Here is a 20,207-nt window from a genome sequence, read left to right on the forward strand (position 1 = left end):
GAGCAAACGGCCCGGCGATTCCTTCGCCGGGCCGTTTCACTTCCCCTCGAGGACCTCGACGGCCTCGTCGATGGGCCCGTCAAAGATCTTGACGCCCTTCTTGATGACGATGCCGCGGGTGCAGAGGTCCTTGACCTGTCCCTTGCTGTGGCTGACGACCATCATCGTGACGCCCTGTGCCGCGAGCTCCTTGAGCTTGGCGTTGCACTTGGCGCGGAACGGGGCGTCGCCGACGGCGAGCACCTCGTCGACGAGCAGCACGTCAAGATGCACGTGGATGGCGACGCTGAAGGCGAGGCGCATGAACATGCCGGACGAGTAGTGCTTGACCTCTTGATCGATGAAGTCGCCGATCTCACTGAACGCGACGATCTCGTCGAACCGTTCCTTGGTCTCCGCTTCGCTCATCCCAAGGATCGCGGCGTTGAGGAAGACGTTCTCCCGCCCGGTGAGGTCGGGGTGGAACCCCGCACCCACCTCGATGAGCCCGGCCACGCGACCCCGCGTGAGCACACGCCCCTCGTCGGGCTCCAGGACGCCGGAGACGAGCTTGAGCGTCGTGGACTTGCCGGACCCGTTGAGCCCCATCACCGCGACGGACTCGCCCTCACCGATCATGAACGAGAGGTCGTTGAGCGCCTGGAACTGCTGCGAGCGGACCGGACGGCCGCGCACGACGTTGATGAACGCGTCTTTCATCGAACGGCTGCTGCGCTTGTTGAACCACTTCGAGACGTGCTCCACGATGATGCGGGGCTGGGCAGTGTCGGTCGTCGTCGTCATCACAGATCCTGGGCGAACGTGCGCTCGAAGCGGCGGAAGGTGAGCTGGCCGATCGTCAGCGCAATGGCGATGACGACGAGCGCGGCAAGGACATACCAGACCATCTCCGGAGGCCATCCGTGATGCTGGGACGCCGCCACCGTCGGCTCCCAGAAGGCCTGGTGGAACATCTCGACGGCGACGGTGACGGGATTGCTCATGTAGAAGTGGAAGATCCACGGCACGTTCCGTGTCGCGTGCTCGACCATGACCCACGTGTAGAGGATGGGCGACGACCAGGTGGAGATCGTCCGAACGATGTCGACGACGTTCGACGCGTCACGGAAGCGGACGTTGATCGCGGAGAAGAAGAGCCCCAGCCCGAGGATGAACAGGAGCACCAGGGCGAGACCTCCCAGCGCGAGACCGATCGAGGCGAACGAGGGCACCCAGCCGAAGAGGAAGATGCAGACGATCAGGAGGACCGCGAGCTGCGGAAGGAAGTGGACGAACGAGCCGATGATCGCCGCGATCGGGAAGAGCTCGCGGGGCAGATAGATCTTCCGGACGAGCGCCTTGTTGTCGACGATCGATCGCGTCGCCGCGCCGAAGGCCTCGTTGAACAGGTTGACCACCACGATCCCGCTGAAGAGGTAGAGCGGGAACGCTTCGACCCTCTGGTGCATCTGCAGCACGCCGCCGACGATCGCGTAGTAGACCAGGAACTGCACGGTCGGTCGAACGTAGGACCAGAACCAGCCGAGCACCGAGTTGCGATAGCGCAACGACGAGGTCTTGCTGATGAGGACACCGAGCAGATAGCGGTGTCCGAAGACGTCGAGTATGCCCCGGCCGCGCCCCGGTGTGTCGAAGGCGCTGTAGTCGATCTGTGTCACAGGTTTCCTCGCAGGCTGAGACCACCGGCCTGACTGTCGGGCGTTCGGCGGACCACCCGTCATCCTAACGGACCGCGCCCCCGGCGAAGCTGGGCGCGCGCCGGGGATCACCGGTCGCACGGCAGCCCGAGCACGGCCGCGAGGCGACCACATCGAAGCTTCAGCGAGTTTCGTCGACTATGACGACCACTTCAGCCCGCGCAGGTCCACGGCCGTCAGAGAAGCCCCGGTGGCGACATCGCTCATCATCTGCAAGCGCAATCGTCTGTCGGTTCCCAGATCGACGACGGCGGCCAGTTGCCCGAATGTGCTTCCCGTGGTGCCGATGACTTCCACCGGACCGAGCGACGTCATGTTCCCTGTGTCCTCGTTGTACCTCACGAATCGGAACTTGACGACCTCCCCCGGAGAGAGGTTGGCGATAGTGAAGTTGGCGGTGGCGAGCGTGAGCCCGCCCAGGAACAGCGAGACGTGATTCTCCACGTTGAGTCGAACCCATCCCCATGTGCCAACGGGGATCGCTTGTGTCGCCTCGTAGACACGTTCGGCGTAGCTGGGCATTTCTTCTCCGATCAGTTGCGGTGTCTCGCCGGGAAAGGGAGCGGCACGAACAATGGGCTCCGGGTCGATCCGGTGACCTCCTGGGCTGGGGGTATGACGCGACGTTCCGCCCTTATACATTTCCAAATGGAGGTGGACGGGATATCCACCCGTGCCGCCCATCGTCCCGACACGCTGTCCCGCCGCCACCGTCTCCCCCTCATCGACGATCGGCGCATTCTTGAGATGGGCATACAGCGTGTAGTAGCCGTCAGCATGCTTGACCGTGGCGCAGTACCCCATGTAACTGGCGTACCAACCGCTCTGGACGACAGTGCCTGCCGCCATCGAGTAGACCGGGGAATCGACTTGTCCGGGACGGATCATGTCCAGAGCGCGATGCCGGCCGTCGGGCGAGTACGGGAAGTTCCCGTTTCCTTCCCAGTCCTGCGTGTAGTTGATCGGCCCTTTGAGAGGCTTCACCCATTTGACCGTGGAGGCGGCGTGGGCGATGTTCGTCCAGGCAAACGAATCGATCAAGAGAGCTAAGGCTCCCGCGGAGGCACCGGTGAGAACACCGCGTCTGCTCAGCAGAGAATATCTGTCCGTGTCTTCATCGTCCACACACGCACCGTAGCAGTGTGAGTGAGATTTAGGGAAGACAATTGTGCCTACCTACTGGGAAATCAACGGCAATGGCTGCTTGCGGCGAACATGCGCCTACTTCAGGTACTTCGAGTGCACCCAGCCGGACTGCTTTCCCACCGTGACCTTCCGCCAGACGCCCTTCGACGACACCACCGTGACCTTCGTGCCCTTCTTCAGGACGGTGAGGATCTTGCCGCTCGTCGAGGCGCTGGAACGCAGGTTGAGGCTCGTGGTCGTCGTCTTCACGACCTTCTTGGTCGTCGATGCCGGTACGGCCTTCAGGTACTTCGAATGCACCCAGCCGGTCTTCGAGGAGACGGTGACCTTGCGCCACGCGCCGCTGGAAGAGACGACCGTGACCTTCGTCCCCTTCTTCAGTGTCGTGATGATCTTCGACGACGTGGACGCCTTGGCGCGGAGGTTCAGCGACGTCGTCGTCTGCATCTTCTTGGCCGCCGTGACCTTCGTCAGCTGGGACGCCGGGACCCACCCCGAGGAGCTTCCCGCCGTGACGGCACGCCAGCTTCCCGTCTGATCGACGACGGTGACCTTGACGCCCTTGGCGAGCTTCGCGCCGGCCTTACCCGAGGACGACGCCGCAGCGCGCAATGTCAGCGCCGCCTTGGTCTGCAAGGTGGAGGTCTTCGTCGCTGCAGGCTTCTTCGCGACGAGGTGCTTCCCGTCGATCCACCCCTTGGCCTTGCCGACAGTGGCGGCCTTCCATGCGCCCTTCGTGCCGGTCACGGTGACCTTCGTGCCCTTGACGATCGTGGAGACGAGCGTCGACGAGCCGGCCCCCGTCCGCAGGTGCACGGCGTTCTTCGCGTACATGGTCTGCGTGGCCGGAGCGGGGGTGGCGCTCGGCGTCGGAGTCGGCGAGGCTGTGGGCTTCGGGGTCGGGTTCGGTGTCGGCACGGGCTTCGGCGTCGACGTCGCGGCGAGCGAGACGTAACCGCTGTGCACCCAGTAGGGAGACCCGTTGATCGTCAGCCGCCACCAGACGCCGTACGTCGCCGTGCGCGTGTACGTCGCGCCCATCTTGATCTGTGTCTTGCCGGAGTCGCAGCTGGTGTTGGGGGCCTTTCGGGCGTTCAGCGTCGCGGTGGCCACCACGACCTTCCCCGAGGCCTTCGTCACGCTGGACTCCGAGGGCAGCGCGCAGACGCTGCCTCCGGCGGCGGGAGTGCCGGTGTTGGGGAGCGTGAGCGACGACTTGAGCACCCAACGGCTCGCCGAGCCGACCTTCACCCGGATCCACGCGCCGTATGCGCCCGTCACCGTGAGCTTGGCGCCCTTGGCGACCGAGCTCGTGTCACTCGTGCAGCGCGAGGTCGGCGCCTTGCGGGCCGTCGCGGCCTTCGTCACGGTGGCCGTGCCCGTCGCGGCGGCGATGTCGGCCGACGGCGGTGAGGTGCAGGACCCGACCTGTGCGGGGGCGCCGTTGGAAGGCGAGGCGCCCGAGGCGAACCAGTCGACGTAATAGTTGTAGAAGTTGCGGTTGCCGTACGCCGAGCAGCTGTCACCGGTGCCGTAGCCGGCAGCCAGAGCCGCGATGTTCGCGCGGTAGGGCGTGTAGATGTACAGGTTCGCCGTGGCCTGGTTCTGGATGAAGACCTTCGACGACCCGCACGAGCTCGTCGGGTGCCACTTGACGGTGTTGACCTGACCTGCGCGGTAGTTGAACGAGGTCGGGTTCTTCGTGTACACCTGCATCTGCCGCGCACCCTTGTAGACCTGGTTCACGAACCCGGCCGCCGCTTCGTCGCAGGGCGCCGTGTCGGGGCATGCCTGTCCCATCGCCGCCCGATACGACCACTCCGAGGGCGCACTGGAGGTCACCAGTCCCTGCTCCTTCTGGAGCATGACGAGGATGACCTTGGGGTTGATGCCGCACGCCTTGCCGACCGTCGCGATGACCTGCGCGGCGGTCGCACCCTTCTTGGCGGAGATCGCGGCGCAGTACTTGTCGGACGCGAACTTGGGCAGATCGGTCTTGAAGCTCTTGAGGCAGGTGGGCGCGTCGCTCTTCGCCTGGCAGGTCGTCACGCGCGCATTGAGGAACGTCTGAATCTGCGCGGCGGTCATCGAGTCGGCGTCGAAGAACTCCCGATCGCTGATGATGAAGCCGCCCTCGAGGATCGAACCAGGCAGCTCTGCGGCCTGGGCGGGGGCGGGCGGGGAGAAGGTCAGCATCCCGGCGACGAGCGACAGGACGCCGACGACGAGCGCGAGCGGGGAGAGGGCGCGACGGCTTCCGAGTCGGGGGGACATGTGACCATTGTTACGGAAGTCAACTTCCGATACCACCCCGAGTTGGAAGCGGATGTTCCGACACGCCGTTTCAAGAATGCTCGGAGGCTGCCGTCAGGTTGCTCCTAGAGGTCGGCGTGGAGCTGCCACACCCGTTCTGCGGCCCCGAGCCAGGAGAACGCCCGCCCACGATCCGCCGCCAGCACGGCGAGACGCTCGGCTGCGGCCGCGGAGCCGAGCGCCTGGGAAAGCGCGCCGGCGAGCTCGTCGACGTCCGCCGCGAGCAGACCGCCCTCCGCCAACACCTCGCGGTGGACAGGTGTGTCGATCGCCGCTACGGGAACACCTGCTCGGAGCGCCTCCCCCAGCCGCCAGGGGAACGCGCTTCCCGCGGCCGGGGCGAGGAAAGCGACTGCTCCGCCCAGCACGGCCCCGCGGTCGTGAACATCGAGCGCCGGGCGCACGTGCAGTCTCCCTTCCGCCACCCCCGCCGCCGCCGCCAACTCGGCGATGTGGGGCTCCTCGCCTTCGGGGCCGTCGATCACCACGACCGGCAGGTCGGCGCGCGCAGCCACGATCGCCGCGAACCCGATCGCAAGTCGATCGGAGGCGCGGGCGGAGCCACTCAGGAGCACGAAACCCTCGGGAAGTCCGAGCGAGCGGCGCCGTCCGACCTCGTCGGACGGCACGCGGAATCCTTCCGCGGGCGCGCCCGCGATCACGCGGATGCGGTCACCGAGACGCGCGATGTCGACGAGACGCTCCGCCATGGCGTGCGTGGGCACCACCACGGCGTCGGCGTGACGCACCGCCCGCTTCAGCAGCGCACGTTCGCGAACGACGGTGGCTCGGGCGATGTCTCCCGGATGTTCCCAGGCGTCGAGGTCCCACATCGTGACGACCGTCTGGTCGTGATCGTTGACCCGGTCGTGACGGATGAGGGGGGCGGCCAGCGACGGCGCGTGGATCAACCCCCCACCGACTCCGGTGGGGAGACCGAGCTGCCAGGCCGTGACCAACTCACGTCGCGCCAGAGCCGGTGCGGGGGCTACGCGCAGGCCGGGGACGAGGCCGGACGGGTCATCGGCACCCGCGGGAACGATCGCTTCCACATCGCACCCGGACGGCGCGGTGGCGACGAGGCCCCGCGCCAGCTCCCGCGCAGCCTCGCCGAGGTCGGCTCCCGGGCCGTCGAGCGGACGCTCCAGGACGATCCGCAAGGTCGTCGTCATCGGACCTCGCCCCTCCGGCGCGCCGCGGTCACTCCCCGCCTCCCGGAGTGGGCGACGGAGACGGCGGGTGCAGCGCCCGCTGCACGAGGTCGTGGATGTGGTCGAAGTCCGGCGCGTCGGGATTCACGTCGTTGTCCCGGGTCAGCTCGATCGTGGTGACCTTCTGCGACTTCGCCTTCACCGCGAGGTCCGCGAGGAACGGCAGCATGCTCGACGGGATGTCGGTGTGGACGATCTCAGACCCGGCCGACGCGATCCCCTGGAACCGGGTGAGCACGGTCGTGGGGGTGAACTGGTCGAGGATCGCCTGCTGCAGCTGACGCTGACGCTTCATGCGGTCGTAGTCGCTCGTGGTGTAGCGCGACCGCGCATACCACTGGGCGGTGTCACCGTCCATGTGCTGCCGACCCGCCTCGATCCAGCCCGTGATGCCCGACAGGCTCCCATCGGGATTCTTGTGGAGCGCCCCCTTCGGCAGGCGCTCGGCGACGGTGATGTCCACTCCGCCCAGGGCATCGATGAGCTCGGCGAAGCCATCCATGTCGACGAACACGAAGTACTGGATCGTGATCCCGAGCACGCCTTCGGCGGCGTCGCGCGTCGCCTCGATGCCGGGCGTCGATCCGTTCGCGGCCGCATCGGGGTACAGGGCCTCGCCGTCCATGCAGACGCCGACCTCGGTGTTGAGCTGGTTGATCTTGTTGTCCCAGCCACAGCTCGGATCGGCGTGGCCCTGGTGGCCGTTCGGGTACAGCTTCTTCATGGGGCCGTCCGAGAACGGAACGTCCCGCATGTCGCGAGGGATCCCGGTGATCGTGACGGCTCCGGTCTCGGCGTTGACCGAGACCACAGAGATGCTGTCGAACAGCATGTGGGTGCGTCCGGTGCCGCTGTCGGCCCCCAGAAGCAGGAAGTTGTAGTAGCCGTCGGAGGCGGGCATGCTCGGCCCGCTCCCGAACACCGACGCGATCGTGTCACGCGCCGATCCCGCCACTTGCGACGCGTAGACGGCACCGCCGGAGGCCGCGACCAGGAGCGCGACGCTGAGCGCGGCGATCCCGGCCCGGGCACGCGGCCGGACCCGCACGAGGCGGACCAGGCGAAGCGTGTCGATCGTGAGGACGACCCAGAGCAACGCGTAGGCGACCAGGACGACCTGTGCCGCGAGAAGGACGATCCACGTGGAGAAGACGGCGAGGAGAGTCTGCCAGGACAGCAGGCCGACGACGAGCGTCACCAGGACCAGGGCCCATAGCACGAACGTGGAGATCAGGCCCACACGACCGAGCCTGCGGTCACCGGCGAGCGCCTGCGCCGAACCCGGCAGCAGGAAGTTCATCACGACGAGCCACCATCCGCGCCGCGTCATGATCTCCGGAGAGGCGGCGTCGGGCGTGCGCAACGAGTACTCGTTCCACAGGCCCCGTCCCGGCGAAGCCGCTGCCGCCGAGGGACGGGGAGGACTCAGCGTGCTCACCGCGACTCCCTCACAGCGACTCCTTGAGCCGGCGGTTCTTCTCCTCGACCTGCGCCTCGAGCGATTGCGCGTACTGTTCGACGCGATCGGCGAGACGCTCGTCACCGGCCCCGAGGATGCGCGCGGCCAGGAGCCCCGCGTTCTTCGCACCGTTGATCGAGACGGTGGCCACCGGGATGCCCGCCGGCATCTGGACGATGCTCAGCAGCGAGTCCATCCCGTCGAGCGTCGCCAGCTGCACCGGTACACCGATGACGGGGAGCGAGGTCACCGACGCCAGCATGCCGGGGAGGTGCGCCGCACCCCCGGCCCCGGCGATGATCACCTTGAGCCCGCGGGCACGCGCCTCCCGCCCGTAACGGAGGAGCTTGTCGGGCGTCCGGTGTGCCGAGACGACCTCGACCTCGTGCCGCACCGTGAAATCCGACAGGATCTGGGACGCGTCGCTCATGACGCGCCAATCGGAGTCTGAGCCCATGACGACGCCGACGAGCGGGGCGTCCGAAGAATGCAGCGGTCGGGTCACTCGACAAGGCTAGGGCGCGGCGCTGAGAACTCGCGTAACGGCACGGCGCCCGCGGCCGGATTCACCGCGCGGGGGCAGTCAGTGGCCCTCTCCCCCGTCAGTCGGCGAAGAAGGCCGCCGCCGACCGCGCCTCGTAGGCGACGGCGTCGAGTTCCTCGCCGCAGGCGTTGACGTGGCCGACCTTGCGGCCGGGGCGAGGGTCCTTGCCGTAGGTGTGGAGCTTCACCGCGGGGTGAGCCTCCAGGACGGCCGCGAACCGGCTCGACATCGTCTCCGACGCCGGCCCGCCCAGGATGTTGACCATCACCGCCCAGTCCTGTCGAGGTGCGGGATCGCCCAGCGGAAGGTCGAGCACCGCCCGCAGATGCTGTTCGAACTGACCGGTCACCGCACCGTCCTGGCTCCAGTGACCGCTGTTGTGCGGGCGCATCGCGAGCTCGTTGATGAGGAGGCGCTCGTCGGTCGTCTCGAACAGCTCGACAGCGAGCATGCCCGTGACCCCCAGTCCCTCGGCGATGGTGGTGCCGATCTCGGCCGCGACCTGCCGCAGTCGCGGGGAGGCGCTCGGGGCCGGCGCAACGACCTCCGCGCACACCCCGTCCCGCTGGATGGTTTCCACGACCGGGTAGACGGTCAGGGGTCCGGAGGGCCGGCGAGCGACCTGCTGCGCGAGCTCGCGCCGGAAGTCGACGAGTTCCTCGGCCAGGAGCGCCTCGCCGGGCTCGAGCGCATCGAGCCACTCCGCCGCCTCGTCGGCGTCGGCCACGACCCGGACGCCTTTGCCGTCGTAGCCGCCGCGCGGGGTCTTGACGACCGCGCGGCCGCCGTGCGCCTGGAGGAAGGTCGTGAGCGCTGCGGAATCGGACACCGCCGCCCACTCCGGCTGCGGGAGCCCGAGCTCGGCCAGCCGCGCTCGCATGGCGAGCTTGTCCTGGGCGAACGCGAGGGCGTCGGGCCCGGGATGCACGGCGATGCCGTCGGCGACCAGAGCCCGCAGGACATCCTGCGGCACGTGTTCGTGGTCGAAGGTCACGACGTCGACGTCGCGAGCGAACGTGCGGACCGTCTCAAGATCGCGGTAGTCGCCCACCTGCGATGCGGCGAGATCGGCCGCCATCTCCGGCTGTTCGGCGAGCACCCGCACCTCGATGCCGAGTTCGACCGCGGGCGCGATCATCATTCGCGCCAGCTGTCCGCCTCCCACGATCCCGACCTTCAGCGACATGGGGCTCCCTTCACGCGGCGACGGCAGGCACTGCTCGACTATTCTTCCCGCTCGACCATAGTGACGCACGCCGACGGCGACGGATGCCGCGAACGCTACGGAAGGACGGTGGTGGCCCCGGTGGCTCCCGGCCCGTGGGCATCTCGGTGAGCGAGGATCTGGCTGATCTCCACTTGATCCGCCAGCGTCTCGTGCACGAGACGCACGGCCGGGACGTTCGTGAGCCGCACGGGCTGTTCGACGCCGTTGGAGAGGACGAGGTCCCCTGTGCCCCACAGGCGCTGCAACGGCCCGCGCTTCTCGGAGATCGTGTAGCCGCGGGCGTGGGTGATCTCCACGCGTCGCCGCGCGACGAGTCCGCTGCGTTCGATCACCCGGCGGGTGGTGATCGTATAGGTGTGAGCGAGCCAGCGCAGGTACGGGATCACGACCAGCACGATCACGACGACGGCGGCGGCCGACCACAGCAGCCAGGTGGCCGCCGCTTCCTGAAGGTCGTCGGGCAACCATGCCGTCCACGAGCTCGGCAGGTTTCCGGAGTAGTAGCCCATGGCGGTGGCGACGGCGATCAGCACCAGCGCCGACCACAGCAAGCGGCGGGCGTGTGAACGCACTCTCGCGACGCGCATCTCCGGCGCGGCCGCGCCGGAGGCCGGCGTGAGGGGCCTTCCCGGGAGCGAACTCGGCTGAGACACCCTCTCATCATGGCGCGGGCCGCCGACAGCGCTCTCGGGGCACGCCGCAGGGGGACCGTTCGCTTCGGCCCGCTGCCCCGGAGCGGGCAGGCGCGGTGCGCCGCAGAGAAGAGAAGCTCAGCCCTCGTCGGGGCGGATGTGCACCACGTCACCGGCAGCGAGGACGAGCTCGTCGCCGCCGTCGGTCAGCACCACGAGCCGCCCGCCGTCGTCCAGCCGCTGGGCCTGCCCGACCACCGTCGTCTCGTCGGGGAGCGTGACGCGCACGTGCGTTCCGAGCGTCGCGCAGTGCTCCTCGACCGCAGGGCGCACCGCGGCCGAGCCCGAGACGGCGAGGGCGGCGATGTCGTCGCGGAGGTGGGTGAGGTAGTCCGCCAGCAGCCGGTCTTCCTCCGCACTCGCACCCAGAGCGTGGAAGGACGTCGCGGTCGGCACCGGCAGCTCCCCCGCCGGCATCGCGGTGTTCACGCCCGCGCCGACGACGACCAGATTCGGATCGGCGGCGACGACCTCGGCCAGGATCCCGCAGATCTTGCGACCTTCGACCATCACATCGTTGGGCCACTTGAGGTCCGCTCGGAACCGCGACAGCTGACGACCGACGGCGCGCGTCATCGCGGCGCCGGCGAGGAGCGGGATCCAGCCGCGATCGTCGACCGCGACGGCACCCACATCCAGCACGACCGAAACGGCCAGCGCCGATCCGGGCGGCGTGGTCCACGTCCGGTCCCGACGACCCCGTCCCGCTCGTTGGTCCCGGGTCAGCAGCACCGAGAGGTGCGGGTGGGCCTCGGGATCATCGGTCACGTGACGCACCAACGCGGCGTTGGTGGAGTCGACGGTCTCGATCACCTGCAGTCGGGGACTGATCGCGGCGGACAGCGGGAATCCGGATTCGAGGAGCGTCATGCCGGCCACGATACGCCGCCGACGCCGTGCGCGACCGCGAGGGCCCTGTCACCTTCGACAAGGGAAACGACACGGCGTTGTGTGCGTGCGCCAAGGTGTGGCGGAGGGCGCTCGCTAGGGTGGAACGCGTGACCGAGCAGCCTGACCTGTCCACGACCGCCGGCAAGATCGCGGACCTCCGCGCGCGCTATCAGGAGGCGATCGTCGACGCCGAAGTGACGGCGCGGGAGAAACAGCACGCGAAGGGCAAGCTCACCGCCCGCGAACGCATCGAGATGCTCGTCGACCCCGGCTCGTTCGTGGAGCTCGACGAGTATGTCCGTCACCGCACGACGTCCTTCGGAATGGACCGCTCCCGCCCGTACGGCGACTCGGTCGTCACCGGCGTCGGCACGATCCATGGCCGGACGGTCGCCGTGTACGCGCAGGACTTCACGACCTTCGGCGGGTCACTGGGCGAAGTGGCCGGCGACAAGATCATCAAGGTCATGGAGTTCGCACTCCGCGGCGGGATGCCCATCGTCGGCATCCTCGACTCGGGCGGCGCGCGCATTCAGGAGGGCGTCGTCGCCCTCGGTAAGTACGGCGAGATCTTCCGCCTCAACACGGCGGCCTCCGGCGTCATCCCGCAGATCTCGATCATCATGGGGCCTGCGGCCGGCGGCGCGGTGTACTCCCCCGCCCTGACCGACTTCGTCGTCATGGTCGACAAGACCAGCCAGATGTTCGTCACCGGACCCGACGTCATCAAGACCGTGACCGGCGAGGACGTCGGGATGGAGGAGCTCGGCGGCGCGTACACGCACAACACCCGGTCGGGCGTCGCGCACTACCTCGCGGAGGACGAGGACGACGCGATCGACTACGTGCGGACCATGCTCGGATTCCTCCCGGACAACAACATGTCGGAGCTTCCCGACTACGAGCACACGTTCGAGTTCGAGACGACCGATGCCGACCGCGTGCTGAACACGATCATCCCCGACTCCCCCAACCAGCCCTACGACATCCACCAGGTGATCTCCCACCTCACCGACGGCGGTGAGTTCCTGGAGGTCCAGCCCCTCTTCGCTCCGAACATCGTGATCGGCTTCGGCCGTATCGAGGGCCGCAGTGTCGGGATCATCGCCAATCAGCCCTCCCAGATGGCGGGCACGCTCAACATCGAGGCCGGAGAGAAGGCGAGCCGCTTCGTGCGGTTCTGCGACGCCTTCTCCATCCCGATCGTGACGCTGGTCGACGTGCCCGGCTACCTGCCGGGCACCGATCAGGAATGGACCGGCGTGATCCGCCGCGGCGCGAAGCTCCTCTACGCCTATGCCGAGGCGACCGTTCCGCTGGTGACCGTCATCCTCCGCAAGGCCTACGGCGGCGCCTACATCGTCATGGGATCCAAGCAACTGGGCGCGGACATCAACCTCGCCTGGCCGACGGCCGAGATCGCGGTCATGGGCGGTCAGGGAGCAGTCAACATCCTCTACCGCGGCGAGATCCGCAAGGCCGAGGAGGCGGGCGAGGACGTGGCCGCTGTGCGTACGCGACTGGCCACCGAGTACACCTACAACGTCGCCTCACCGTTCCTCGCGGCTGAGCGCGGCGAGCTCGACGGGATCATCGAGCCGGCCGCGACCCGCGTCGCCATCGCCAAGGCGCTCCGGTCGCTCCGGGGCAAGCGCGCGAGCCTCCCCGCCAAGAAGCACGGGAACATCCCGCTGTGACCTCCCCGACAGACCCGAACCGGACGCCACCCCGAGTGGAGGTCGACGTCGTTCGCGGCACTCCCACCGCCGAGGAGCTGGCCGCCGTGGTGGCGGTGGTCACCGAGTCGTACGAGGCCGAGGCGGCCGCCGCCGTGGCACCACGGGCCCTCCGCCCCTCGGCGTGGCAGTTGTCGGCGCGATCGTTGCGCGAGCCGCTCCGACGCGATGTGGGATGGGGCCGTTTCTCGGGCTGATCGGGCGATGTCGTGGCGTCGCTCGGGCGCTCGTCCCGGGCCTCGACGGAATGTCCCCCAAAATACCTACAGACATTCCTGGCGTCCCGCCGCACACTTGTAACTGCTGGAACGCTTCTGCGTTCGGTCGGTCTGCTCTTAAGGACCATTCCGACCCGCGAGTCGGTTTTCGGGTAACCACTCGCAAGGAGAGGGGCGGGCGGCTTCGCCGCCCCTCTCCTTCCTTCTTCTTCCGCCGCGTGGGTGTTATCGCCGGGATGCGCGTCAGTCGGCGACGACGGCGCCGGAATCGCTCTTCGGGCGGGGGATCTCGTGCCAGAGATCCACGACCTCTTCGCCGTCGGGGTCGTCCTCGCTCCTCGAGCGCCCGACCACGGTGACGGCGACGTGCTCGTGCGGGGAGGTACGGATGAAGACCCGCTCCGATTCGGCGTTCTCCAGCGTCGTGGCGAGCTCGTGACGGATGGCCGCGATATCCGCCTCGGCGATCCCGTCCAGCCCTCCCTCGTCGAGCATCGTGACCTCACCGCCGCGACGCCGCACCGCCTCCAGTTGCGTGCGGACGTCGTCGTCGAGAAGGCTACGACCGCGGAGCTCGTCACGCAGACGACCCTCGGCGAGCCTCGCCTGGCGCCGCTCGTCGTCGTCGAGGGCGCCTCCCGTCTCGATCACCCGGGTGAGGACCGGACCGGCCAGGGCGATCGCCCGCTGGACGGTCACCCGGCGTTCGCGGCGCCGACCCGCCTGCGACGCGAGCCACTCCGATGACGACCTCTGCAGTTCGGTCAGTTCCGCCGTGTCGCGCGCCGCCCGAGCCATCAACCCCGTCACCAGCTGCGCGATGCCGACCCACACCGCCGCACCCACCGCTCCGAGCGACAGCGCCCCGGCGATCCCGATCCAGAAGCTTCCGATCACGGTGATGATCGCCACACCGAACCATGCCGTCAGCACGCGCCCGCGCACGACGAGGATCGCCAGGAGCGCGCTGATCCCGCCCAGGCCCCACGTCGCGTAGGCCTGCAGCCGCGCCTCGTCGCCCGCGCCGTACCAGCTCGCATTGGGAACGACGATCGCGGTGACCACGGCGAGCACGACGAGCCACGAGGGGAGCGGCGTCGTGCCGGGCGCCCAGAAGATACAGAGCCAGGTGGTGGCGAGATACAGCGCCAGCGCCGCGACGACGACGAGCGGCCGGTCGGGCCACACGGTCCACACCATGCCGCCGATGGCGAGGTACGCGGTGAAGGCGACGCCGAGCGCCGACAGCGCCGCGCGCATGGACATCCTCATGACGGCCGCTCCCACGTCAAGGTCACCTGGGTACCCTCGGGCCCGCTGTCCAGTCGCGCGCTCCCCGCGACGGCTGCCATCCGAGCCGAGATCGAGCCGCGAATACCCAGACGATCGTCCGGCACGGCCTCGGGATCGAATCCCGGCCCACCATCGGAGACCACGATCTCGATGCGGCGCACCGAGGCCACCACCTGCACGGCCAGATCAGCGCCGCCCGCGTGCTCCACGGCGTTGGCCACCGCCTGGGTCGCCGCGAGGATCAGAGCGCGCGCCACACGGCCGGGAAGGGCCCACTCCTCGTGCGGCAGCTCGCCGGTGACGTGCGGGCCGCCGGCCTCGACGGATGCGGACTCGAGATCGGCGACGAAAGCCGCCAGCAGGACCGGCGCATCGGATCCCTCGCCGGCGTCCTGGTCGACGTTGGCGAGCCGCGTCAGCGCCTCGCGCGCCATCGACACCGCGAGCGATCGCTCTCGGGGCGTGTGCGCCCGTTCGGCGGCGATCAGGGCGGCCAGGACACTGTCGTGCATCAAGGCGGCCACCGCGACGCGTTCCCGCTCGGCGGCGTCGGCGGCAGCCGCCGCCGCGTATGACCCCACGGCTTCCCGCCGCGCCGTGTCCATCCCCACCGCCATCGTGCGCAGCATCCATCCGAGCACGAGGAAGACGAGCGCGAGGATGATCGCGAAGACGACATCGAGGAGGGTCGGCATGAACGCCGAGACGGCCGCATCCTGCAACTGGACCAATCGGACGACGCCGTAGAGCACGGGGATGAACAGCGCCCAGACGATCTGCCACGCGAGCGGGAAGGCCAGCACCGCGGCCACCGTGGCGACGTTCAGGAGATACCAGATCCACGGCTCGCTCGTGCCGGCGGCCACGCGCCCGGCCGTCGCGACGGGCCAGGCCAGGAGAGCGAGAGGGAAGACCACCGCGAACACCCCCGCACACGCGCGCGTGGCCAGGCCGCTCGAGCTGGCGACGACCATGACGATGAGCGGGACGAAGATCAGGATCACGAGACCCACGCGCCACAGCGGCGCCTCCTGCGTCGAGCTCAGCGCGTTGAAGAAGGCCTGCACCCCGAGCACCGAGCACCCGAAGCCGCACACGACGCCGAGGATGCGCTCGATCCGTGCCTGTGAGAAACGTTCGCTGCCTGCTGCCGCCGCCTCACCGAGAGGCAGCACGGGCCGGAGAGCGACCGACCCGGACGGGGCGATCTCAGACGTCACCGTCGCCCTCGGCCACGAGCCCGTCCTCCATCGCCCGCCGGAGCAGGTCCACCTTGGTCGGAGCGGGACGTCCGACCTCGATGTACTTCACCCGCACGCGCGTGATGTTCTCCTTGGCGGTCGAGTAGGCGATCCCCAGTCGGTCGGCGACAGCCTTGAGCGGCAGACCCGCCGCATACAACCGCAGCACGTCGCGCTCGCGCGCCGAGAGCTGCGCGTCGGCGAATGCCCGGTCACCGTCGACAGCGCTCGCCCATTCCACGTTGTCGAGGGGTTCGCCCCGCGCGACGATACGGATCGCGCGGATGACGTCGTCGATGCGCGAAGACTTGCTCACGACCCCGGCGGCACCCGCGGCGAGCGCCTCACGTACGGCGGCAGGGCGATCGGCGACGCTGTGGATGATCACTTCCGAGCCGTCGCGCACGAGCCGCCCGACGTTCTCGGTGACCGTCGTTCCGTCGCCGAGGGTGAGATCGAGGACGACGACGTCCGCGGGGCCCTCCCCCGACCGGGCGCGCCATTTGAGGTAGTCCGTGACGGTATCCCCCGAGAAGACGACGTCCTTGTTCGGGTTCCTCGCGCACGCGGCCTCGAGGCCGAGGCGCACGGACTCGTGATCGTCGATGAAGGCGACACGGGTCATGCGTTCAGCCTAGGACCCCGGACGGTCTCGCGTGAGGACGACAAGCGCCTCGACATGATGAGAGTTCGGAAAGAGATCGAAGCCGCTGACCGTCTCGCCCTCGTAACCGAGTTGGCGGAAGGTGCCGAGGTCGCGCGCGAGCGCCACGGGGTCGCACGCCACGTACGCGACGCGCTCCGGCGAGAGACGGGCGATCCGCTCCACGACGTCGCGTCCGGCGCCGGCACGCGGCGGGTCCAGCACGACGACGCCGCGGCGGAGCCGCTCCCGCTCCGCCGCCGAGGCACTCGCCTCCACGTGTGCCAGCCACCGGTCCACCCGGGAGGTCTCCGCTCGCGCCCCCACCCACTCCGCGAGGTTCTCGCCCGCGTGCTCCGTCGCGAGCGCGTCGGACTCCACGGTCGTGATCCGGGTCGCCGATCCGCCCAGCGTCGCCACCGCGGCCGCCAGCAGCCCGACACCGCCGTAGAGGTCGAGATGCCACGCGTCCGGATCGATGGGTCGAGGGCGCAGGGCGTCGGCGAGCGCGGCGGACAACGTCGCTGCTGCCGACCGATGCACCTGCCAGACCCCGCCGGCGTCCACGCGGAACTCCCGCCCGCCCACGAGCTCGATGACCGTCTCGGTGGCCCCCGCCGCCTCGGGCGCCGCGCCTCGGCTGCCCCGGCGCCTGCCGCCCGGACGGGCAGCCGGTGGTGCCGCACGCTCGATCACGCGCACCCGCCCGTCGGCCGGCTGCACGAGGTCGATCTCCGCGGCCCCGCCTGCGCGGCGCGCGAGCTGCGCGGCCACTTCCTCGATGGCGTCCGTGGCGAGAGGCAGTGAGTCCACCGGAATGACCCGATGGCTCCGCGCGGCGTAGGGCCCGACGCGGCCCTCGTCGTCGGCGTGCAGACGCACGCGCGTCCGCCATCGGGTGCCGTCGGGAGTCTCTGCGTCGACCGATTGGAGGGTCACCGGCAACTCCACGTGGCCGACGCGGGCGAGGGCGTCGGCGATGACCCGCGTCTTGAGCTCTCGCTGGTGCGCGAGAGCGATGTGGCCGAAGTCCGCCCCTCCGGGCCTGTCTTCGGGGGCCGCCGACACGTCCGCCGTACTCCACACGTGGGGACGCCGGTGCGGCGAGGGCTCGAGGACCTCCACGAGCTCGGCGCGCCAGAAGGCCGGCTTGCTGTCGTCGACGATGCGAACCCGCACGCGCTCTCCCGGCAGCGTGTCGGGGACGAAGACGACACGACCGCCGCGCGCTTCGGTGTCGGCGTCGACGTGGCGGGCAACGAACACCCCGCCGTGGGCCACGTCGGTGATGTCCAGTTCGATCTCGGCTCCGGTCACGCCTCGACTCTTCCACACCGATCTCGCCTCGATAGCGTGGGGTCCATGCGCGTATGTCTGGCCTCGACGTCTCCCGCCCGCCGGATGCTGCTCCGACACGCCGGCATCGAGCCCCTGCTCCGGGCTCCCGACGTGGACGAAGAGGGCGTCATCGCCGCCGTCGAAGCGGAGGAAGGACGCACGCTCCTCCCCGACGAGCACGTGCTGCTGCTGGCGCGGCGGAAGGCCGCCGCCGTGGTGGCCTCGCTCGCGCGCACCGATCCGGACTTCGACGGCATCGTCGTCGGCGGCGACTCGATGTTCGAGCTCGACGGCGAGATCCTCGGCAAGCCCTACGAACCGGAGGTCGCGGTGGCACGCTGGCGGGCGATGCGCGGGCGCACGGGTCGCCTGCATTCGGGGCACAGCGTCTTCCGGGTCAGGCCCGAGCACCCTCCGGCAGAGGCATACGCGGTCGCCGACGCGGCGGTCACGTTCGCCGACGACGTCTCCGACGCGGAGATCGACGCCTATGTCGCCACGGGCGAGCCTCTGCTGGTTGCGGGAGCTTTCACCGTCGACAGCCTCGGCGGCCCCTTCATCAGCCGCGTCGAGGGCGACCCCTCGACCGTGGTCGGCATGTCGCTGTCCACACTCCGCCGATTGGCCGGAGAGCTCGACATCGTCTGGACGACCCTGTGGAACCGCGGCGGCGCGCCGTCCACCTCGTAGGGTGTCGCCGACGTTTTCGGAATGATCTTGTGCGAGTGATCCAAAGACCACCCGTTTCCTCTCGGTAGGCTCGACTCCATGCCTCAGTTCGGGACCTCTCCGCTCACCAAGGTGCTCATCGCGAATCGAGGCGAGATCGCCGTGCGCGTCATCCGCGCGGCACGCGACTCGGGCAAGGCGTCGGTCGCCGTGTACGCCGACCAGGACCGCGACGCCCTCCACACGCGCTTGGCCGACGAGGCCTATGCTCTCGACGGCGCGACCAGCGCCGACACGTACCTCTCGATCGAGAAGATCCTCTCAGTCGCCCGGCGATCCGGCGCCGATGCGGTCCACCCCGGCTACGGGTTCCTCGCCGAGAACGCCGACTTCGCCCGCGCGGTGATCGCGGCGGGGCTGACCTGGATCGGCCCGTCCCCCGAAGCGATCGAAGCGCTGGGCGACAAGGTGACGGCTCGTCACGTGGCCGAGAAGGTCGGCGCGCCGCTCGCTCCCGGCACCCCGGGCCCGGTCTCCGGCGCGGACGAGGTCATCGCCTTCGCCCGCGAGCACGGCCTTCCGATCGCGATCAAGGCGGCCTACGGCGGTGGCGGGCGCGGTCTGAAGGTCGCCCGAGAGCTCGATGAGGTGGCGGAGCTGTTCGAGTCGGCCACCCGCGAGGCCGTCGCCGCCTTCGGCCGCGGCGAGTGCTTCGTCGAGAAGTACCTCGACAAGCCGCGGCACGTCGAGACGCAGTGCCTGGCCGACGCGGACGGCAACGTCGTGGTCGTCTCCACGCGTGACTGCTCGCTGCAGCGGCGCCACCAGAAGCTCGTGGAAGAGGCTCCGGCGCCGTTCCTCACCGCGGAGCAGAACGAGATCCTCTACGCCTCGTCCAAGGCGATCCTGAAGGAGGTCGGCTACGTGGGCGCGGGGACGTGCGAGTTCCTGATCGGCGCCGACGGGACGATCTCCTTCCTCGAGGTCAACACGCGCCTGCAGGTGGAGCACCCCGTCTCGGAAGAGGTCACCGGGATCGACCTCGTCCGCGAGCAGTTCCGGCTGGCCGAGGGCGGCGTGCTCGACTACGACGACCCCCAGCCGGTCGGCCACTCCTTCGAGTTCCGGATCAACGGCGAGGACCCGGGTCGAGGATTCCTCCCCCAGCCCGGCCGCATCCACCAGTTCAAGACCTTCGGCGGGCCCGGGATCCGGCTCGACTCGGGTGTGACGGCCGGGGACAGCGTCTCGGGCGCCTTCGATTCCCTGCTCGGCAAGATCATCGTCTCGGGACGTACGCGCGCCGAGGCCCTCGAGCGCTCACGCCGTGCCCTCGACGAGTTCGAGGTCGCCGGGATGCCCACCGTGCTCCCCTTCCACCGCAAGGTCGTCCGTGATCCCGCCTTCACCGCGGAGGATGGCCGCTTCGGCGTCTTCACCCGCTGGATCGAGACCGAGTTCGACAACGACATCCCCGCGTGGGACGGTGAGCTGGAAGCCCCCGAGGCGGCCGAGGCGCGGCACACCGTCGTCGTCGAGGTGTCCGGCAAGCGCCTGGAGGTGAGTCTTCCGGACCGCATCGCCCAGGCGCCGACGCAGGTCGGCCGCCCGGCTGCCGTGCCCCCGTCGCGTCGGTCGCATGCGCCCACCGTCAACGCCGGCGCGTCCGGCGACGCGGTCACCTCGCCGATGCAGGCCACGGTCGTCAAAGTCGCCGTCGAGGAGGGCCAGCAGGTCGTCAAGGGCGACCTCGTCGTCGTGCTCGAGGCGATGAAGATGGAGCAGCCGCTGCAAGCCCACAAGGACGGCGTCGTCGGCGCCATCAACGCCGACCCGGGGGCCACCGTCGCCGCCGGGCATCAGCTGCTGACGATCTCCTGACGTCGTC

The 20,207-nt window shown here is 69.2% G+C and carries 18 protein-coding genes; 4 read left to right on the forward strand and 14 right to left on the reverse strand.

The annotated features are described in order from the left end of the window. Positions 1 to 36: 36 nt before the first annotated feature. The 10 genes from AVP41_RS09080 to AVP41_RS09125 form a co-directional block, all read right to left on the reverse strand. Positions 37 to 783 carry an ABC transporter ATP-binding protein gene (locus AVP41_RS09080; RefSeq protein WP_067163524.1) on the reverse strand — a complete coding sequence of 249 codons (747 nt, stop codon included), beginning with the start codon at positions 781 to 783 and terminating at the stop codon, positions 37 to 39. After that, entirely contained in the window at positions 783 to 1,658 is an 876-nt protein-coding gene (locus AVP41_RS09085) for an ABC transporter permease (protein ID WP_231902719.1), read from the reverse strand. The genes AVP41_RS09080 and AVP41_RS09085 overlap by 1 nt, the downstream gene beginning before the upstream one ends. A gap of 177 nt (positions 1,659 to 1,835) precedes the next feature. Then, positions 1,836 to 2,822, reverse strand: a complete 987-nt coding sequence (locus AVP41_RS09090) for a M23 family metallopeptidase (protein WP_157532440.1) — start codon at positions 2,820 to 2,822, stop codon at positions 1,836 to 1,838. A gap of 96 nt (positions 2,823 to 2,918) precedes the next feature. Then, the gene (locus AVP41_RS09095; protein ID WP_067163531.1) at positions 2,919 to 5,117 is read right to left on the reverse strand and encodes an SH3 domain-containing protein; all 2,199 of its coding nucleotides are present in this window, start codon (positions 5,115 to 5,117) and stop codon (positions 2,919 to 2,921) included. Positions 5,118 to 5,221: 104 nt separating this feature from the next. Beyond that, positions 5,222 to 6,328, reverse strand: coding sequence for a glycosyltransferase (locus AVP41_RS09100; RefSeq protein ID WP_067163533.1), 1,107 nt, complete (start codon positions 6,326 to 6,328; stop codon positions 5,222 to 5,224). Between the two features lie 28 nt (positions 6,329 to 6,356). Beyond that, positions 6,357 to 7,805, reverse strand: a complete 1,449-nt coding sequence (locus AVP41_RS09105; protein ID WP_067163536.1) for an LCP family protein — start codon at positions 7,803 to 7,805, stop codon at positions 6,357 to 6,359. 10 nt (positions 7,806 to 7,815) lie between these two features. Continuing rightward, positions 7,816 to 8,283: a 5-(carboxyamino)imidazole ribonucleotide mutase gene (gene purE / locus AVP41_RS09110; RefSeq protein WP_067165744.1), complete on the reverse strand. Its 468-nt coding sequence runs from the start codon at positions 8,281 to 8,283 to the stop codon at positions 7,816 to 7,818. Positions 8,284 to 8,428: 145 nt separating this feature from the next. Further along, positions 8,429 to 9,556 (reverse strand): 5-(carboxyamino)imidazole ribonucleotide synthase, encoded by a 1,128-nt coding sequence (locus AVP41_RS09115; protein ID WP_067163538.1) that lies wholly within the window; start codon positions 9,554 to 9,556, stop codon positions 8,429 to 8,431. Positions 9,557 to 9,651: 95 nt separating this feature from the next. Further along, complete coding sequence (locus AVP41_RS09120) at positions 9,652 to 10,251, reverse strand: PH domain-containing protein (RefSeq protein WP_067163541.1); 600 nt, start codon at positions 10,249 to 10,251, stop codon at positions 9,652 to 9,654. 117 nt (positions 10,252 to 10,368) lie between these two features. Beyond that, the gene (locus AVP41_RS09125; protein WP_067163543.1) at positions 10,369 to 11,160 is read right to left on the reverse strand and encodes a biotin--[acetyl-CoA-carboxylase] ligase; all 792 of its coding nucleotides are present in this window, start codon (positions 11,158 to 11,160) and stop codon (positions 10,369 to 10,371) included. A 128-nt stretch (positions 11,161 to 11,288) separates the two neighbouring features. On the opposite strand from AVP41_RS09125, the gene AVP41_RS09130 reads away from it, so the two are divergent. Together AVP41_RS09130 and AVP41_RS09135 are read left to right on the forward strand one after the other, a co-directional pair. Then, entirely contained in the window at positions 11,289 to 12,878 is a 1,590-nt protein-coding gene (locus AVP41_RS09130) for an acyl-CoA carboxylase subunit beta (protein WP_067163546.1), read from the forward strand. Continuing rightward, on the forward strand, positions 12,875 to 13,114 hold the full coding sequence (locus tag AVP41_RS09135) for an acyl-CoA carboxylase subunit epsilon (protein WP_067163549.1): 240 nt from the start codon (positions 12,875 to 12,877) through the stop codon (positions 13,112 to 13,114). The genes AVP41_RS09130 and AVP41_RS09135 overlap by 4 nt, the downstream gene beginning before the upstream one ends. 264 nt (positions 13,115 to 13,378) lie before the next feature. Here the strand turns inward: AVP41_RS09135 and AVP41_RS09140 are convergent, their stop codons facing one another. The 4 genes from AVP41_RS09140 to AVP41_RS09155 are packed head-to-tail and all read right to left on the reverse strand — an operon-like array spanning position 13,379 to position 17,629. Further along, complete coding sequence (locus AVP41_RS09140; protein WP_231902720.1) at positions 13,379 to 14,395, reverse strand: hypothetical protein; 1,017 nt, start codon at positions 14,393 to 14,395, stop codon at positions 13,379 to 13,381. 8 nt (positions 14,396 to 14,403) lie between these two features. After that, complete coding sequence (locus AVP41_RS09145; protein WP_082829134.1) at positions 14,404 to 15,648, reverse strand: sensor histidine kinase; 1,245 nt, start codon at positions 15,646 to 15,648, stop codon at positions 14,404 to 14,406. Next, complete coding sequence (locus AVP41_RS09150; protein ID WP_067163551.1) at positions 15,638 to 16,294, reverse strand: response regulator transcription factor; 657 nt, start codon at positions 16,292 to 16,294, stop codon at positions 15,638 to 15,640. The genes AVP41_RS09145 and AVP41_RS09150 overlap by 11 nt, the downstream gene beginning before the upstream one ends. Before the next feature lie 9 nt (positions 16,295 to 16,303). After that, positions 16,304 to 17,629, reverse strand: coding sequence for a class I SAM-dependent RNA methyltransferase (locus AVP41_RS09155; RefSeq protein ID WP_067163553.1), 1,326 nt, complete (start codon positions 17,627 to 17,629; stop codon positions 16,304 to 16,306). A gap of 45 nt (positions 17,630 to 17,674) precedes the next feature. On the opposite strand from AVP41_RS09155, the gene AVP41_RS09160 reads away from it, so the two are divergent. Continuing rightward, positions 17,675 to 18,340: a Maf family protein gene (locus AVP41_RS09160; protein ID WP_067165751.1), complete on the forward strand. Its 666-nt coding sequence runs from the start codon at positions 17,675 to 17,677 to the stop codon at positions 18,338 to 18,340. Between the two features lie 78 nt (positions 18,341 to 18,418). Beyond that, complete coding sequence (locus tag AVP41_RS09165; RefSeq protein ID WP_067163555.1) at positions 18,419 to 20,200, forward strand: acetyl/propionyl/methylcrotonyl-CoA carboxylase subunit alpha; 1,782 nt, start codon at positions 18,419 to 18,421, stop codon at positions 20,198 to 20,200. Positions 20,201 to 20,207 lie beyond the last annotated feature (7 nt).

It is taken from the genome of Microbacterium sp. TNHR37B (genome assembly GCF_001620065.1).
Classification (GTDB): Bacteria; Actinomycetota; Actinomycetes; order Actinomycetales; family Microbacteriaceae; genus Microbacterium.